Source organism: Cyanobium sp. PCC 7001 (genome assembly GCF_000155635.1).
In the GTDB taxonomy this organism is placed as follows: Bacteria; Cyanobacteriota; Cyanobacteriia; order PCC-6307; family Cyanobiaceae; genus NIES-981.
Genome location: NZ_DS990556.1, coordinates 488,215 through 504,651 on the forward strand (window position 1 = coordinate 488,215; position 16,437 = coordinate 504,651).

The 16,437-nt window shown below is 69.6% G+C and carries 16 protein-coding genes; 10 read left to right on the forward strand and 6 right to left on the reverse strand.

What is annotated here, in order from left to right; all coding sequences use genetic code 11:
* Positions 1–291: 291 nt before the first annotated feature.
* Positions 292–1,179: a hypothetical protein gene (locus tag CPCC7001_RS02375; protein WP_006909835.1), complete on the reverse strand. Its 888-nt coding sequence runs from the start codon at positions 1,177–1,179 to the stop codon at positions 292–294.
* Positions 1,172–1,675, reverse strand: coding sequence for a pantetheine-phosphate adenylyltransferase (coaD, locus tag CPCC7001_RS02380; protein WP_006910063.1), 504 nt, complete (start codon positions 1,673–1,675; stop codon positions 1,172–1,174). Before coaD ends, CPCC7001_RS02375 begins: the two co-directional genes overlap by 8 nt.
* Positions 1,676–1,773: 98 nt before the next feature.
* Here coaD and CPCC7001_RS02385 point away from each other — a divergent pair, with 98 nt between their 5' ends.
* Genes CPCC7001_RS02385 through CPCC7001_RS02400 form a run of 4 tightly spaced genes read left to right on the forward strand, consistent with a single transcriptional unit; the run spans position 1,774 to position 6,260 of the window.
* Complete coding sequence (locus CPCC7001_RS02385; protein WP_006911074.1) at positions 1,774–2,265, forward strand: flavin reductase family protein; 492 nt, start codon at positions 1,774–1,776, stop codon at positions 2,263–2,265.
* 10 nt (positions 2,266–2,275) lie between these two features.
* A complete protein-coding gene (uvrC, locus tag CPCC7001_RS02390; protein ID WP_006909753.1) occupies positions 2,276–4,279 on the forward strand; it encodes an excinuclease ABC subunit UvrC in 2,004 nt (667 codons plus the stop codon).
* A gap of 47 nt (positions 4,280–4,326) precedes the next feature.
* The gene (locus tag CPCC7001_RS02395; protein WP_050757169.1) at positions 4,327–4,638 is read left to right on the forward strand and encodes a hypothetical protein; all 312 of its coding nucleotides are present in this window, start codon (positions 4,327–4,329) and stop codon (positions 4,636–4,638) included.
* Positions 4,639–4,676: 38 nt separating this feature from the next.
* Complete coding sequence (locus CPCC7001_RS02400; RefSeq protein ID WP_006911515.1) at positions 4,677–6,260, forward strand: cryptochrome/photolyase family protein; 1,584 nt, start codon at positions 4,677–4,679, stop codon at positions 6,258–6,260.
* A 10-nt stretch (positions 6,261–6,270) separates the two neighbouring features.
* Here the strand turns inward: CPCC7001_RS02400 and msrA are convergent, their stop codons facing one another.
* The 3 genes from msrA to CPCC7001_RS02415 form a co-directional block, all read right to left on the reverse strand.
* The gene (gene msrA / locus CPCC7001_RS02405) at positions 6,271–6,945 is read right to left on the reverse strand and encodes a peptide-methionine (S)-S-oxide reductase MsrA (protein WP_006910384.1); all 675 of its coding nucleotides are present in this window, start codon (positions 6,943–6,945) and stop codon (positions 6,271–6,273) included.
* A gap of 89 nt (positions 6,946–7,034) precedes the next feature.
* Positions 7,035–8,825: a SulP family inorganic anion transporter gene (locus CPCC7001_RS02410; RefSeq protein ID WP_006909634.1), complete on the reverse strand. Its 1,791-nt coding sequence runs from the start codon at positions 8,823–8,825 to the stop codon at positions 7,035–7,037.
* Between the two features lie 102 nt (positions 8,826–8,927).
* Positions 8,928–9,830: a GNAT family N-acetyltransferase gene (locus CPCC7001_RS02415; protein ID WP_006910662.1), complete on the reverse strand. Its 903-nt coding sequence runs from the start codon at positions 9,828–9,830 to the stop codon at positions 8,928–8,930.
* A gap of 89 nt (positions 9,831–9,919) precedes the next feature.
* Here CPCC7001_RS02415 and CPCC7001_RS02420 point away from each other — a divergent pair, with 89 nt between their 5' ends.
* The 6 genes from CPCC7001_RS02420 to CPCC7001_RS13925 all read left to right on the forward strand — a co-directional run bounded on the left by CPCC7001_RS02420 (position 9,920) and on the right by CPCC7001_RS13925 (position 15,474).
* Positions 9,920–11,560 carry an AarF/ABC1/UbiB kinase family protein gene (locus CPCC7001_RS02420; protein ID WP_006911221.1) on the forward strand — a complete coding sequence of 547 codons (1,641 nt, stop codon included), beginning with the start codon at positions 9,920–9,922 and terminating at the stop codon, positions 11,558–11,560.
* A gap of 62 nt (positions 11,561–11,622) precedes the next feature.
* The gene (locus CPCC7001_RS02425; protein WP_050757040.1) at positions 11,623–12,702 is read left to right on the forward strand and encodes a transporter substrate-binding domain-containing protein; all 1,080 of its coding nucleotides are present in this window, start codon (positions 11,623–11,625) and stop codon (positions 12,700–12,702) included.
* Positions 12,703–12,853: 151 nt separating this feature from the next.
* Positions 12,854–13,303: a tellurite resistance TerB family protein gene (locus CPCC7001_RS02430; RefSeq protein ID WP_006909096.1), complete on the forward strand. Its 450-nt coding sequence runs from the start codon at positions 12,854–12,856 to the stop codon at positions 13,301–13,303.
* A gap of 163 nt (positions 13,304–13,466) precedes the next feature.
* On the forward strand, positions 13,467–13,892 hold the full coding sequence (locus CPCC7001_RS02435; protein WP_006910979.1) for a cupin domain-containing protein: 426 nt from the start codon (positions 13,467–13,469) through the stop codon (positions 13,890–13,892).
* A 184-nt stretch (positions 13,893–14,076) separates the two neighbouring features.
* A complete protein-coding gene (locus CPCC7001_RS02440; protein WP_006909390.1) occupies positions 14,077–14,982 on the forward strand; it encodes an MBL fold metallo-hydrolase in 906 nt (301 codons plus the stop codon).
* 102 nt (positions 14,983–15,084) lie between these two features.
* Positions 15,085–15,474, forward strand: a complete 390-nt coding sequence (locus CPCC7001_RS13925) for a DUF1830 domain-containing protein (RefSeq protein WP_006911159.1) — start codon at positions 15,085–15,087, stop codon at positions 15,472–15,474.
* Between the two features lie 5 nt (positions 15,475–15,479).
* Here CPCC7001_RS13925 and CPCC7001_RS02450 read toward each other — a convergent pair whose 3' ends face one another.
* Positions 15,480–16,436: a mechanosensitive ion channel family protein gene (locus CPCC7001_RS02450; protein ID WP_006909814.1), complete on the reverse strand. Its 957-nt coding sequence runs from the start codon at positions 16,434–16,436 to the stop codon at positions 15,480–15,482.
* Position 16,437: the final 1 nt, after the last annotated feature.

Here is a 16,437-nt window from a genome sequence, read left to right on the forward strand (position 1 = left end):
AGATAGGGTCGCGACCATCGGTTTGACGTCGCGACTGTCACTTCACACCTGTCACTTCACACCTGAAGTGGCTCGCACGGCATGGAGATGGGTTCGCGAGTCAGCCCCAGGCTTCGAGCGAGACGTGCTGCCTTGGCACCATTGCTGCGCTGTTGATTCGAGCTCTCATCCCCATCTGGCAGCAACAACCTTCTCAGGGATGCGAGGTAGGGGAGAGAACGGCTTCCAGCGGTGTCCTGCTCCTGACTGTGTCAGCTCCCCTGATGTGACGATGCCTGAATCCTGTTCGATTCACCCTGCCAGCTGGCGCAGCGCAGCAGGGGTGCGGCGCCGGCGGGTAGCCGTTGCAGGTTGCTCCACGGCAGCCATGGCGACCTCCGGCTGCTCGGGCACCTGCAGCCGCACCAGTTCGCGCCGGCCGGCCACCACCACCTGGCCCAGTTCCTTGAGCCGTGCTTCCAGCTCGCCCAGCACCTGCTCGGCGTAGCGGTTGGCGCCTTCGCTCACGGTCGCGGCCTCCTTGCGGCTGCGGGCCACGAGGGCATCACACTGTTGCTGGGTCTGCTGGCGGAACTGCAGTGCATCGTTGTGGAGCCGCTCGGCCTCGGCCTGGCTCTCCCGCTGCACCCGCAGGCCCTCCTGGCGGATCTGCTCCAGCTCGGCCATCGCCTGCTGGCGGTTGCGCTCATGCTGCTCCAGCAGCAGCCGGTTGCGCTCCGCCGCCTCCTGTTCCAGCTGCTGGCGCCGGCTGGCGAACTGGTGCTCCAGCTGAGCCAGGCGTGCCTGCTGCTCCTGCTCCGCCGCCGCCGCCTGCTGGCGGCCCTGGAGCAGCATCTGGTCGCACTGCTGCCGGGTCTGCTCCCGCATCTCCACAGCCTGCTTCTCCGCCTCCTGACGGATCGAGGAGGAGCTGATCAGCTGCTCCCGCTCCCGCTTGCCTGTGGCCACGATCTCCTCGGCCTGTTTCCGTGCCTGGGCGATGAACTCCTCCCGCTGGCGCAGCAGCTCCACGGCCTGGCCCAGCTGGGCCGGCAGCGCCTCGCGCACGGCATCGATCACCTCGATGGCGTCCTGCTCATTCACCAGCCTGCCGCCGCTGAACGGCACCCGGGTGCCATCCAGCAGGAGATCTTCGATCTGGTCGATCTGATCAAGCACGGTGATATGGGCTTCAGCCATGGCCGGGGGTCCTGGTTGCCGCCCGATTAAAAAGCTTCGCCAGGTCCTGCGCCACTCCGGGGGGCACCATGTGATGCACATCGCCCCCGAACCGGGCCACCTCCTTCACCACCGAACTGCTGAGAAAGCTGTGGTGGACAGCGGTGGCAAGGAACAGGGTTTCCACCTCCGGTTCGAGGCTCTGGTTGGTGTGGGCGATCTGAAGTTCGAATTCGAAGTCACTCATGGCCCTCAGCCCCCGCAGGATCACCTGGGCGCCGCAGCGCCGGGCGCACTCCACGGTGAGGCCGTCGAAGCTGCCCACCTCCACCCCCTGCAGATGACCGGTGGCGCCACGGATCTGCTCCAGCCGCTGCTCCAGCGGGAAGGCCGGCTGTTTGCTCGGGTTCTGCAGCACCGCCACCACCACGCCGTCGAACAGGCGACTGGCCCGCTCGATCAGGTCGAGGTGGCCGAGGGTGAGCGGATCGAAGCTGCCGGGGTAGAGGGCGCGCATGGGGCCCAGCCTATGGAGCTGCCGCAGCACCCCGGGCAGGCGGGGGCACGTTCCTAGAGTCGGGCTCAGTTCCCGCCCCCTCGGGGCCCTTGCCCGCCATGGCCACCACCACCCTCAATGCCGACGCCAAGAAGACCCTGCTGCGCAAGATTCCCCATGGTGTGTTCATCTGCGGGGTCGCCGAGGGTGAGGAGGTGAACGGCTTCACCGCCAGCTGGGTGACCCAGGGCTCCTTCGAGCCGCCCCTGGTGGTGATGGCTGTGCGGGCCGACAGCACCAGCAACGGCATGATCCAGCGCACCGGACGGTTCTCCCTCAACGTGCTGGGCGCCGATCAGAAGGATCTGGCCGCGGTGTTCTTCAAGCCCCAGAAGGGCGTGGGTGGCCGCTTCGACGCCGCACCCTTCCAGCTGGGCCAGCTTGGCCTGCCGGTGCTGGAGAACGCCCTCGGAGCCGTGGAGTGCGAGCTGGTGGGTCAGGTGGCCCATGGCGACCACACCGTGTTCGTGGGGGAAGTGAAGGCCGCCACCCTGCACAAGGACGGGGCCGCGCTCGAGCTGAGCAGCACCGGCTGGCAGTACGGCGGCTGAGCGTGCTGCCTTGACGGCCCTTCCCCTGCTGCAGCAACCCGAGCGGCTGCGTGAACGGCTCCGCGAGCTGCCCACTGAGCCCGGCTGCTACCTGATGCGCGATGCCGCCGACCGCATCCTCTACATCGGCAAGGCGAAGGTGCTGCGCAACCGGGTGCGCAGCTACTTCCAGAGCGGCCGGGGCCACGGCCACAGCCCCCGCATCGCGCTGATGGTGCGCCAGGTGTGCGACCTGGAGTTCATCGTCACCGACAGCGAGGCGGAGGCGCTGGCGCTCGAATCGAACCTGATCAAGCACCACCAGCCGCACTTCAATGTGCTGCTCAAGGACGACAAGAAATATCCCTATCTCTGCATCACCTGGAGCGAGGCCTACCCCCGCATCTTCATCACCCGCCAGCGCCGCTTCCGCTCGCCGCTCGATCGCTTCTACGGGCCCTACGTGGACGTGGGCCTGCTGCGCCGCACCCTGGCGGTGGTGAAGCGGGTGTTCCCGCTGCGCCAGCGGCCGCAGCCGCTGTACCGCGACCGCACCTGCCTCAACTACGACATCGGTCGCTGCCCCGGGGTGTGCCAGCAGAAGATCAGCTCGGAGGACTACCACCGCACCCTGCGCCAGGTGGCGATGGTGTTCCAGGGGCGCAACGAGGAGCTGCTGGAGCTGCTGCGAGCCCAGATGGATCGCTACGCCGAACGTCTCGATTTCGAGAGCGCGGCCCGGGTGCGCGACCAGCTCCAGGGCATCGGCACCCTCACCGCCGACCAGAAGATGAGCACCGGCGACAGCTCCGTGAGCCGCGACGTCATCGCCCTGGCTTCCGATGAGCGGCTGGCGTCGGTGCAGCTGTTTCAGATGCGGGCAGGCAAGCTGGTCGGCCGGTTGGGCTACATGGCGGAGGTGCCGGCTACGGCGCCGGACCAGCAGGATCTGGGGCCGATCCTGCAGCGCGTTGTGGAGGAGCACTACAGCCAGGTGGAGCCGGTGGAGATCCCCCCCGAGCTCCTGTTGCAGCACCCCCTGCCCCAGCAGGATCTGATCGAGGCCTGGCTGAGCGAGCGGCGCGGCCGCAAGGTGAGGCTGGCGGTGCCCCAGCGGCAGCAGAAGGCCGAGATGATCGAGCTGGTGGTGCGCAACGCCAGCTACGAGCTGCAGCGGGCCCAGCGGGCCAGTGAACAGAATCTGCTCGCCACCGAGGATCTGGCCCAGCTGCTGGAGCTGCCGGTGCCGCCCCGGCGGATCGAGGGCTACGACATCAGCCACATTCAGGGCAGCGATGCCGTGGCCTCCCAGGTGGTGTTCGTCGACGGGCTGCCCGCCAAGCAGCACTACCGCAAGTACAGGATTCAGAGCAGCTCCATCCGGGCCGGCCATTCCGACGACTTCATGGCCATGGCTGAGATCATGCGGCGCCGCTTCCGCCGCTGGGCCCAGGCCAAGGCCGCTGGGGCCGACCTGCGGGAGCTGCGTCGCGCCGCCGGTTCAGCGCTGCACACCGAAGGGCTCAACGACTGGCCCGACGTGGTGATGATCGACGGCGGCAAGGGCCAGCTCTCGGCCGTGATGGAGGCCCTGCGGGAGCTCGACCTGCATGAGGAGCTGGTGGTGTGTTCCCTGGCCAAACAGCGGGAGGAGGTGTTCGTACCGGGGGCCCGCCAGCCGCTGGAGAGCGAGGCGGAGCAACTGGGGGTTCAGCTGCTCAGGCGCCTGCGGGACGAGGCCCACCGCTTTGCGGTGAGCTTCCACCGCCAGCAACGGGGCGAGCGGATGAAGCGGTCCCGCCTCTCCGACATCCCCGGGCTCGGTCCCAAGCGGGTGAAGGATCTGCTGGCCCACTTCCGGTCGATCGATGCGATCCAGCTGGCCAGCCCCGCCCAGATTGCGGAGGCCCCCGGCGTGGGTCCTGCCCTGGCGCGCCAGGTGTGGGACTATTTCCACCCCGCCCAGGAGCTTGAGCCTGCGGACGGCAGCAGCTCCGACCGGGAGAATGAACGCCCCCTGGAGCTGGCCGGTTGATCGCGACGACACGGCCGCTCGGCACCTGGCTCCGGAGGGCGGCCCCGCTGGCCATCCTGCTGCTGGTGCTCCTGCTCCAGGCAGTGCTGCCGAGCCCCCCTGCGGCGGCCGCCCCCGGCCTCTGCGTCGGACCGGTCTGTGCCGAGGAGATCACCCGCAGCGCCAAACACCACTGGCAGCTGCGGCTGCGGCTCAACGACCAGCAGGGGCGCCATGAGCGGCTGGTGGTGGACTGCCGCGATGGGCGGCTCAGCCCGGCGGACGGCACCGTGGAGCGTGGCTATGCCGCCGCCCTGGCCCGCCGCGCCTGTCGCCTGGCGGGTGAAGCCCCGCCAGCCGCGATCGCAAGGCCGTCCTGACCATTCCGTCCTGACCAACCCGTCCTGACCCTGACCCCATGACCACGGGAATCTGGATTCTGGGCGACCAGCTCAGCCACCGGCAGAGTGCCCTGGATGCCCATGCCGCCAGCAAGGCGAAGGTGCGTGTGCTGCTGGTGGAGAGCGCGTCGGTGCTGGCCCAGCGCCGCTACCACCGTCAGAAGCTGGTGCTGGTGTGGAGCGCCATGCGCCACTTCGCCGCCGAGCTGCGTGAGGCGGGCTGGCAGGTGGATCACGTCATGGCGGACAGCTTCAAGCAGGCCCTCGAGACCTGGATCGCCGCGCACGGCATCACGGAACTGCACCTGATGGAGCCGGCCGACCGGCCCTTCCGCGCTGCCGTGGTGGCCCTGCATGGGCGCCTGGAGCGGCGGACTCAGGGTAGGGAGGCGGCACCCCGTGCCCCACGGCTGGTGTGGCATGCCTCCAATGCCTTCCTCTGGAGCCCGGAGGCGTTCGCCGCCTGGGCGGGCCGCTACAGGCAGCTGCGCATGGAGCTCTTCTACCGGGAGGGCCGCCGCCGCTTCGGCGTGCTGCTGGATGGCGATGGGGAACCCCTGGGCGGGCAGTGGAACTTCGATCGGGCCAACCGCAAGGCCCCCCCCAAGGGCCTGCGGGGGCCCGAACCGCTGTGCTTCAGCCCCGATGGCATCACCGAGGCGGTGATCGCCCGGGTGGAGGCCCTGCCCGACCTGCCTGGCACCGCCCGCCCCTTCAACTGGGCCGTGACCCGTGGCCAGGCGCTGGAGGTGCTGGAGCACTTCATCAGCACCCGGCTGGATGGGTTCGGTCCCTATCAGGACGCCATGGTGGGCGGTCAGCCCACCCTCTGGCATGGCCTGCTCTCGCCCTATCTGAATCTCGGTCTGCTGCACCCTCTGGAGGTGATCCAGCGGCTGGAGCAGGCCGGCCGGGAGCGCGGCACCCCCCTGGCCAGCCTGGAGGGGGTGATCCGCCAGATCCTCGGCTGGAGGGAATACACCCATGGCCTCTACCACTGGTTCGGCTCCGACTACCCGGCCCGGAACCATTTCCAGCACCACCGCCCGCTGCCGCCCTGGTTCGAAAGCCTCGGCGGCAGCGGTCTGAACTGCCTGGAGAGCGTGTTCGCCGAGCTCGCCACCAGCGGCTACGCCCACCACATCCAGCGGCTGATGGTGCTCGCCAACTATGGCCTGATCGCCGGTCTCGATCCCCAGGCCCTCACTGCCTGGTTCCACCGGATGTTCATCGACGGCCACGACTGGGTGATGCAGACCAACGTGCTCGGCATGGGGCTGTTCGCCGACGGCGGCCTGCTGGCCAGCAAGCCCTATGCCGCCAGCGGCAATTACATCAATCGGATGAGCACCTACTGCAAGGGCTGCCGCTACGAGGTCAAGCAGCGCACGGGCCCCACTGCCTGCCCTTTCAATGCCCTGTACTGGGAGTTTCTCGATCGCCACCGCGATTCCCTGGGCCGCAATCTCCGCATGGCGTTGGTGATGAAGCAGCTTGAGAAGCTGCCGGAAACGGAGCTCGAGGCCATCCGCACCACCGCATCGGAGCATCGTGCGGCTGTTGCAGGGCAGGAACACGGTGGTGAAACCGGCGGCTCCTAGGCCCCCACTCCTAGTTTCCAGTCCCTTGCTCCTGGCGGCGCAGCTCCGGAAAGGTGTCCCGGAACGTGGCCAGTTTGGGCAGATCGTGCACCACCACGTAGGGGTGGGCCGGATTGCGGCGCACGAAATCCTGGTGGTAGGCCTCGGCGGGGAAGAAGCGGTCACTGGCCTCCACCGTGGTGGCGATCGGTCTGGGGAACACGCCGGCCGCGTCCAGCTGGCGGATGTAGGCGCGCGCCACACGCTGCAGCTCCGGATCGGTGGTGAAGATCGCCGAGCGGTACTGCTCGCCCACATCGGGCCCCTGGCGGTTCACCTCGGTGGGGTCGTGGGCCACGGCGAAGAACACCTTGAGCAGTTCGCCGTAGCTCACCTGGCCGGGGTCGTAGGTGATGCGGATGCCCTCGGCATGGCCGGTTCCACCGCGGCTCACCTGGCTGTAGGTGGCGGTGCCGGCCGAGCCGCCGGCGTAGCCCGTTTCCACCTGCCGCACGCCCCGGATCTCCTCGAAGATCGCCTCCATGCCCCAGAAGCAGCCGCCGGCCAGCACCGCCACCTGGATGGGACCGGCCCGGCGGCCAGGATCCAGGGCTGGATCGGGCAGCACCCTGGCCTGGGCCGCCCCGATCGGCAGGGGAACCGGCCGGCCGATCAGCAGCGGCAGGGTCAGCAGCCCCCCCAGCACAGCCGCCAGGGGGAACAGCCATCGCCGGCGCCGCGGGGCGGCGACCTCGGGTGGGCGCGCCATGGGGATCAACACAGAACCTGAAGGTTCTACCGCTGAGCCGCCGTTGCGGATGGGCGGCTGCCGCCTGCGATCCCCTCAGGCGGCTCCTGTGGGGCGGGTGCAGGGCTGGAGAGTTCGGTCGGCGGGATCACCTCCTGTTCACCGCTCGCCCGCTCGAGGGCCTCACGACGGCTGCCCACCAGCTGCACCGCCCGGTTGCGGCCCAGCCCCAGCCGGCGCAAGCGCTCCACCTGCTGGGGATCGGTGGCGGCGATCAGGATCCGGCGCTCCTGCTGCACGGCGTCACGGCACAGCGCCTCGATCGCCAGCGACGCCGTGACCCCCAGATGGGTCACGGTGCTTAGATCCAGCACCAGAGTGCCGTAGGCGGAGCTGTTGTTCAGCAGCTGGGTGAGATAGCGGCTCGAGCCGAAACTCAGCGGGCCCGTGAAACTCAGCAGCAGCAGATCCGAGCCGGCCCGTTCCACCAGCTCCTGCTCGCGGGCATCGAGATAGCTGGCGCCTTCCCCGCCGCCGCGCACCTGCTGGCTGCTCCGCGCCAGTGCTTCCGCCTGCCCCTTGATGGTGAGCACGTTCGCCAGAAACACGCCGATCACCACCGCCGTCACCAGATCCCAGAACACCGTGAGCAGGAGCACCAGCCACATCAGGCCGGTGGTCCGCCAGGAGAGGGCGGGGGCCCGGGCGAGAAAGGCCCAGTCGATGATCTCGATGCCCACGTGCAGCAGGATCCCGGCGAGCACGGCCAGGGGAATCGGCCGGGCCAGGCCGCCGGCCCCCACGGTCAGCACCAGCAGCACCAGGCTGTGCACCATGCCGGAGAGCGGGGTGCGCCCCCCGGCCTGCACGTTGGTCACCGTGCGCATCGTCGCCCCGGCTCCCGGCAGCCCACCCAGAAGCGCCGCGGCCATGTTGCCGATCCCCTGGCCGATCAGCTCGCGGTCGGAATCGTGCTGGCTGCGGGTGATGTTGTCCGCCACCAGGGAGGTGAGCAGGGAATCGATCGAGCCGAGCACCCCCAGGGTTAGGGCAAAGCCGCCGAGCAGACGCAGGTCGTTGAGGTCCAGCTGGGGCCACCGCAGCTGCGGCAGACCCTGGGGGATGGTGCCGAGCCGGGGCAGGGCCTCGGCGGGAAGAAGCTGGCTCAGCAGCGTCAGCAGCACCAGTGCCGCCAGGGGGCCGGGCAACCAGGCATTCCATCGCCGCGGATAGAGACGCACCAGGGCGAAGGTGGCCAGCCCGAACAGCAGCGCCCAGCCGCTCATGCCGCCCAGGGCGCCGGGCAGCGCCCCCAGGATGGCGGGCACGGAGCCGCGCAGACTCAACCCCAGCAGGGCCGGCAGCTGCAGCACCACGATGATGACCCCGATGCCGGACATGAACCCGGAAATGACGGAGTAGGGCATGAGGGTGATGTACTGGCCCAGCCGCAGCAGCCCGAACACCACCTGGAACCCGCCGGCCAGCAACGCCACGGTGAAGGCCATCGCCAGGCCCGACTCACTGCCGTAACGGGCGCCGAGCAGGCTGATGATGCCGGCCATGATCACGGTCATCGGTCCCGTGGGTCCCGACACCTGGGAGGGGGTACCTCCCAGGGGCGCCGCGATCAGCCCCAGCACGATCGCCCCCCACAGTCCGGCGATCGCCCCGGCTCCCGACGCCACCCCGAAGGCCAGGGCCAGGGGCAGGGCCACCACGGCCGTGGTGATGCCGCCGGTGAGGTCGCCGCGCCAGTTCTCGAGCCGTGAGCTGGCCCAGGTGCGGCTGCGGCGCAGGGCCCGCAGTGGCGGCGCCTGCCGGAAGGGGGAACGCATGCCGCTCGCGATCGCTGCACTTGTCCTGGGTTAGTGCTGATCGGCGCGATCGGCCACGGGTGTGAGCGGGCCAGCACGGCTCCACCCCCCGCGAGGCGGGCCTCAGCCCAGCTCCAGGCAGGCCAGGCCGAACACGTCCGCCAGTCCCACCGCCGGTGGCCGGCCGCGGTACATCCGCACCATCGTGGCGGTGTGGCGGAACCCCAGGCGTTCCATCAGCCGGTCCCCCTCGGGGTTGGCACCCGGCACATCGATCAGCACCACGCCCGGATGGCGGGCCAGCATCCCCAGCAGCAGCGCCTCCGCCAGCCCGGGGTCATCGGCCAGAAGGGGTCCGATCCTCCAGCCACTCCCCTGGCGCAGCAGGCAGGGCCGGATCCGCCCGAAGCCATGGCACTGACCGTCGCGGTCCATCAGGGCCAGCACCGTGCCGGCCGGATGGCCCAGCCAGTCCGCCAGGAAGTGGGGACGCGGGCTGGGTTCGCGCTGGGCGTCGTAGGCCTGCACTGCCCGCTGCGGCAGTTGATCCCCCCGCACGAGCTCCAGGCCCGCCCGGCCCGCTCCGGCGGGCTCCTCTCCGCTGGCGACCAGCTGCCAGCGGTGGGTCGGGGAGGCTGGCTCGAAGCCCCAGCGGCGGTAGTCCTCCACCCGCTCGAGGGCGGCCTCCAGCCCCACGCAGGGCAGATCGCCGAGGTGCTCCATGGCCCTGCGCCACAAGGACAGGCCATGGCCTCGCCCCCGGTGGTCCGGGTCCACCAGGAACATCCCCATGAAGCCGTACTCGGCGTTGTAGCGCACGCCGGCGATGCAGCCGATCAGCCGCTGGTTGAGCTCCTTCACCCATACGCCCTGGCGGTCGGTGTGGCGGTAGATCGCCACATCGCCTTCTCCCGGGCAGAAGCCCTCCGCCCGTGCCCATGCCACCACCTGGGGGATGTCCTTGCGGCCGAGGGGCCGGATCAGCCCCTGGCCCGCCGCCGCCGCTGGGTTGGCCCTGCTCACCATCGCGCCTGCACCAGGCCCCAGCCTGGCCCTGCTTTCCCGGCTGCGCCGCCCCAGGTCAACATTGGGGCCCCACCTGGCCCACTCCTTCCATGCTCAGTGGATCCTCCCGCGCCCTCGAGATCGTGCGGGTGGTGTCCCAGCACCAGTGGGACTATCTGCTGGGCCTGCTCAGCGCCCAGCTCGGCCAGGCCGGCGAGGCCCAGCCCAGCCTGCCGGCGCCGGAGGTGCTCTGCCGGGTGCTCACCGAGCTCGGCCCGGTGTTCGTGAAGGTGGGCCAGCTGCTCAGCACCCGGCCCGATCTGCTCCCCCAGCCCTACATCAGTGCACTGGCCCGGCTGCAGAGCGGCGTGGCCCCGGCCCCCTGGTCGGCGGTGGAGTCGGTGCTGCTGGCCCAGCTGGGCTGCCCGCTGGAGCAGGCGTTCGCCGGATTCGACACCACACCGGTGGCGGCCGGCAGCATCGGCCAGGTCTACCGGGCCTCCCTCCTCGACGGCACCGCCGTGGCCGTGAAGGTGCTGCGGCCCGGCATCGAGCGGCAGGTGGAGGAGGACGGCCAGCTGCTGCGCCAGATCGCCGCCCTCGCGGCCCAGACCCCCCTCGGGGCCAGCTACGACCTGTCCGGTCTGGCCGATCAGCTGATCGGTGCGCTGGAAGGTGAGATCGATTTCCGCAGCGAGGCCAGCCATACCGAACGGCTGGCGGAGGTGCTGCGCCGCTCCAGCTTCGTGGGGGACGGAGGTCTGCGGGTTCCCGCCGTCTACAACGAGCTCTCCGGGCCGGCGGTGCTGGTGCTGGAGTGGCTGGACGGCGACCCGATCCTCAGCCCCGCCGGCCGCGGTGCCCTCGAGGCCTGCCCGGAAGGACTCGAGGGGGCCACCAACAACCTGCTCGGCGCCTTCGTGGAGCAGTTCTTCGTGGAGGGGTTCTTCGATGCGGATCCCCATCCCGGCAACCTGATGGTGGCCGCCGACGGCACGATCACCCTGCTCGATCTGGGCATGGTGGGCAGTTTCGACCCCCGGACCCGCACCCTGGTGCTGGATCTGGTGCTGGCGCTGATCAACGAGGACCCCGCCAGGGCCACCGACCTGCTGGTGCAGCTGGCGCCGCCGCTGCGGGCCACGGCCGACCGGCGGCGTCTGCGGCGGCAGCTCGATCAGCTGATCCGCGCCAATTTCGCCAAGCCGCTCAACCAGCTCAACTTCGCCCGCTTCCTGGCCGACCTGCTCCAGATCGCCAACCGCGCCGGACTGCAGGTACCCGGCAACATGGGCCTGTTCGTGAAGGCCATCACCAACCTCGAGGGGGTGGGCCGGGAACTCAATCCCGGGTTCAGCTTCACCGAGGCGATGAAACCGTTGGTAAGCCGGCTGATGGCCAGGGCCCTGCTGCTGCCTCAGCAGCGCGTGATGCAGCTCGGTCTCGACCTGCGCACCCTGCTGCTGGAGTCGCCCCGCCAGCTGAGTGGTCTGCTGCAGCGCTTCAGCGGCGACGAGCTGGTGTTCGCCTTCCAGCTCCAGGGCCTGGAGAAGTTGCTGGGCAACCTGGATGTGCTCTCGCGCCGTATCGCCCTGGCGATCCTGGTGGCCTCCCTGCTGCTGAGCGCCACGGTCATGGCCACCCAGTCGGAGCTGCAGCTGCTGCGCCAGGTGAGCCAGGGCCTCTTCGTGGCCGCCAATGTGCTCGGGGTGTGGCTGGTGGTGTCGCTGATGCGCTCCGGGCGCCGCTGAGCCCTGGTCTCGTGACGTGGGCGCGACCCCTAGGGTCACCCCTGGAAGTCGCCGAAGCCCTGATGCCGAGCGTTCGCTGTCTGGCCCGCTGCACGGTCCCTGTGGCCCTGGCGGCGCTGCTCCTGCCCATGGCAGCAGCCGCCAGGCTGCGGGTGGGCATCAGCGGCAGCGAGCCCTTCCTGGTCGAGCAGCCGGGTGGCATCGGCGGCATCAGCGCCGACGTGTGGCGTGAGGTGGCCAGCGAGCAGGAGCTTGCCTTCGAGCTGATCCCTCAGGACAACACCCAGGCCAACCTGGACGCCGTGGCCCGCGGCGACCTTGATCTGGCGATCGGCCCGATCAGCATCACGCCCGAACGGCTCGCCCAGGCGGACATCGAGTTCACCCAGCCCTACTTCGTCGGCCGGATCGGGGTGCTCCTGCCCCTGCGCGACGCTGGCCTCTGGAGCCGCATCCGCCCCTTCTTCGGCATGGCGGCCCTCTCCTCGGTGGGGGTGCTGCTGCTGGCCCTGTTCGTGGTGGGCAACCTGATCTGGCTGGCGGAGCGGCGGCGCAACCCGGAGCAGTTTCCACGCGCCTACCTGCACGGTGTGGGCAACGGCATGTGGTTCGCCATCGTGACCCTCACCACCGTGGGCTACGGGGACCGCTCGCCGGTTACCCGCAGCGGCCGTGTGATCACGGGGGTGTGGATGATCATCACCTTGCTGGCCGTCTCGTCGATCACGGCCGGCCTGGCTTCGGCCTTCACCGTGTCCCTGGCCCAGGTGCCGGCCGGCGGCATCCGCGACGTGGAGGATCTGCGCCAGCGCCCGGTGGCGGTGGTGAGGGGAACCACCAGCGAGAAGTGGGGCCGCCGCAGCGGCGCCCGCCTCAGTGCCCAGCCCAGTCTGGAGGCGGCGGTGAACCAGCTGGCGGTGGGGGAGGTGGATGCGGTGATCTACGACGCACCGGCCCTGCGCTACCACCTGCGCACCAATCCGGATCTGCCGATGCGGGTGGCCCGCTTCAGCCTGGCGCAGGAGACCTACGGCTTCGTGTTCCCCACCGGCAGCCCCCTGGAGCGGCCCCTGGACGTGAGCCTCCTGCGCCTGAGCCGCTCGGGCCGGATCAAGGCGATTCAGCACTCCTGGCTGGACTGACCCTCCGGCGCCAACCGGGCGAGAGCTCGGGTGAGTATTCCTCGCTATTTCGCGCTATCGGTCGCTCTCGCTACCGCCAGGGTGGAAGCCACGGACGTTGGGTGGAACCATCCACGGCCCCCTGTGGCCTTCCCCCTACGGACCTGCGCCCATGACCACCACCCTCTCCTCGCCAGCAAGGCTGGGCACCGATGAGCCCCTCGATCCGGCCAGCGCCTTCGTGGCGGTGGCCCTCTCCGCCGTGTCCTGGGACGGCGTGCTGACCATGGCGGGGTCACGGGCCCTGCGCCATTCGCTCGACTACCGCCATCCCTACCGCGATTACGCCCCCGACCAGACCGTGGCCCTGCTGGACGGGCTGATGGCGATCCTGCGGCGCCAGGGGCCCCAGCACCTGATGGTGATGGCCGCCGAGGCGCTCAACCCCAACCAGCGGGCCACGGCCTATGCGGTGGCGGCCGAGATCATGCGCTCGGACGGTCCACTCGAGGATGACGAGCGCAACATCCTCAGCAACCTGGCCGCCACGCTTGAACTCGGGGATGCGGTGACCATCCCGGTGCATTCCGTGATGGATCTGCTGCACGCGGACCTGGGCTGACGCACATCGCCGCGCCAGCCCTCGTTCACCCGGGGCTGGCCGGCGCGTGCGGGAACCGTGACCGTGGACCCCTGCTTGGGCGATCCAGTACCAGGGACTACGCCTGAACTGGGCGGATGGTTGTGAAACTTCAAGCACTAGGTTTCCAACGCACCCCAGACCCATGCGCCTCTCCCGCCAGGTGGAGATCCTGCCGATCGCCGGCAGTCACTCCGGCCACGCCTACTTCTCCGATCCCCAGCCCTGTGACGAAACCCTGATCGCCGAGATCAGCCCCCAGACCTGCGGCGAACTCTTCTGCCACCGCCGCCAGACCGATCAGTTGAGGGTGCTGCGCGGCAGCATCGACCTCGTGGTGGTGCAGGACGGTCGCCTGCGCTCGATCCCGCTGCGGGAGGACGAGGCTGCCTGGGTGCGGATCCCGCCGGGGGTGCCCCACGGCGCCATCAACCGTGGCCGCACTCCGGCACTGCTGGTGAATGCCGTGGTTCGCCACGGCCCCAGTGATGGGCGCGATTACCGGCCCCGGCGGTTGCCGGCCGCCCTGCAGCAGCAGTGGCACGCGCTCACCGGCCTTGCTGCCGCATGAGTGCCGCAACGCCGGTGCCAGATCTGCACCAACCCCCTGGGGCTGGGCGTTCTGGGGCTGGGCGTTTCGGTGCCGGCCAGTGGTGAGAATGGGCGAGCCTGCCCAGCGCTCCATGCTGCACCGATTCTCCGGTGGCCCCACCGGCCGTCTGCACGTCCAACGGCCGCATCTCGAGCTTCCGACCGTGGTTCCCCGTCTGGTGCTGGCGTTGGCGGTGGCCGTGGCGGTGAGCCTGTTCGGCCAGCTGCCGGGCAGGACAGCGCCGCCCCCGGAAGCCCCCACCCCGCTCCTGGCCTCACCCGTGCAGGGGGGAGTGTCGGTGATCGGCGGCGAGGGGGGCAACATCGGGGTGCTCACCGGTCCGGATGGCACCCTGCTGGTGGACAGCAAGTTCGCCCGCCTGGCCACACCCGTGCGTGGAGCGGTGAAGGCCCTGGGGGGCGGCGATCCGGCCTGGCTGATCAACACCCACTTCCACTTCGACCACACGGACGGCAACGCCGGCTTTGCCCGAACCGGAGCCCGGATCGTGGCCCACACCACTGTGCGGCGCCGGCTGGCGGAGGGCTCCACCATCCCGGCCTTCTCCATGGTGACGCCGCCGGCACCGCCCGAGGCGCTGCCCGTGATCAGCTTCGACACCACGCTCCAACTGCTGCTGGACGGCCAGACGATCGAGCTGCGCCACCTTCCTGCCGCCCACACCGACGGCGACGTGGTGGTGCAGTTCCGCCAGGCCAACGTGATCCACGCCGGTGACGTTTGGTTCAACGGCATGTACCCCTTCATCGACACCCTCAACGGCGGCACCCTGGCCGGTGCGATCGCCGGAGTGGATCAGGTGCTGGAGCTGGCGGACGATGACACCCGCATCATCCCGGGCCATGGTCCTGTGGGCAGCAAGGCCGATCTGCAGGCCTACCGCACCATGCTGGCCACGGCGCAGCAACGGCTCACGGCGCTGAAGCAGCAGGGTCTCGCTGTGGAGGCCGTGGTGGCGGCCGCTCCCCTGGCCGATCTGGAGGAGCGCTGGGGCCAGGGCCTGTTTGCGGCCGATCGCTGGATTCAGGTGATCTGGGAGGGGATCTAGGCCGGCTCAGGGCGTCTTTCGATCCTGCCGCTGGGTGTACCTACCTAATCCTCCCGGTTCGGTGGCGGGTGCGACTGTTCTTCCTGGGTTCCCTCCCCAAGAGTGGATGTCCAGCTGAGGATCCTGGCCATGCTCAACTGCGGCTACCGGAACGAGCGCTCCCACCTGGTGATCCTCTGCTGCAGCGTGGAGGAGGGGGTGGTGCTGGAACGAGTGATCTTTCCGTTCGAACTGCTCACCTTCCTGGCCCCGCCCGGCGCCGAGGTGCTGATCTACGGTCCTTCCGGCGATGAGCCGATCCTGCTCGAAACCGTGGCAGCCTCGAGCCTGAGGCTCGGGCTGGACACGGAGGATGACCATCCCCTGCTGCCCGCCAGCATGGCGGCCATGCTGCAGGACTTCCGCCATCGCTACAGCCGGGAGCCCACGGCGGAGAACCGCCATCGCCTCACCCAGCTGGAGCGGCGCCTGCGCCATGGCCTCTCGGCGTAGCCGGTTCAGCGCTTGCCTCGTGTGATCCTGTTTTCCTGCTCCTGATCGAGCAGCGACAGCGCCGTGTTGGGGTAGCTGAGGCCGTGGTGGGCGAAAGCCCGCTTCGCCCGCATCAGCAGATCGGTGCGGTAGGTGAATTCGTCGCGGGCATCCATCGGATAGGAGCGCAGCTTGAACTGCGTTCCCCAGGGGTGTTCCTCCATCACCACCAGCACAGGCAGCCGCAGCTGGGTGTACTGGCTGCTGTAGGCCGCCTGGTAGAGGATGGACACCACCAGGTCCACGTCCACCCGGTGGTCGAAGTACACATCCGTGGACACCTGGGCTTCGAGCTTGCCGCTGTTCGCATTGGAGATCGGGTCGGTCCACACCAGGTTGTGGGGAACCGTGATCGTGTTGTCGTCCGGGGTCACCAGCTGCAGGCTGCGCAGGCCGTAGCCCACCACCTCGCCGTAGTGCTGGCCGATGCGCACCCGGTCGCCCACCCGGTAGGAGGCCTCGAACAGCGACACCACCCCGGCGATGATCGAGCTCACGTAGTCCTTGAAGGCGAAGCCCAGGGCCACCGCCAGGGTGCCGGTGAGGGCCAGCAGATTGTTCTGGGTGAGGTTGAGGAACTGGTCGAGCAGGTAGGACACCGTGGCGATCAGCACCAGCCCCTTCAGGAAGGGCACCGACTGCTTGATCAGCAGCCGGTAGCGGCGGGCCACCTGCTCCGACAGCCAAACGGTGAGCCGCTCGATCAGGAAGATGGCGCCGTAGGCCACCAGCACCGCGAAGGCCGCGCTGATCGCCTTCGACAGGGTGACCTCGGCCAGGATGCGCTTCCCCGCGGTTTCAGCCCGGGCCGCCGGGTGCAGCAGCAAGGGGGCCAGCGCGGCCAGCCCGGTCAGCCCGGCCAGCACACCCGCTGACGGCACCGCCCCGGGGCGCAGCCTGCGCAGAGGAATGGGCGGTCGCATC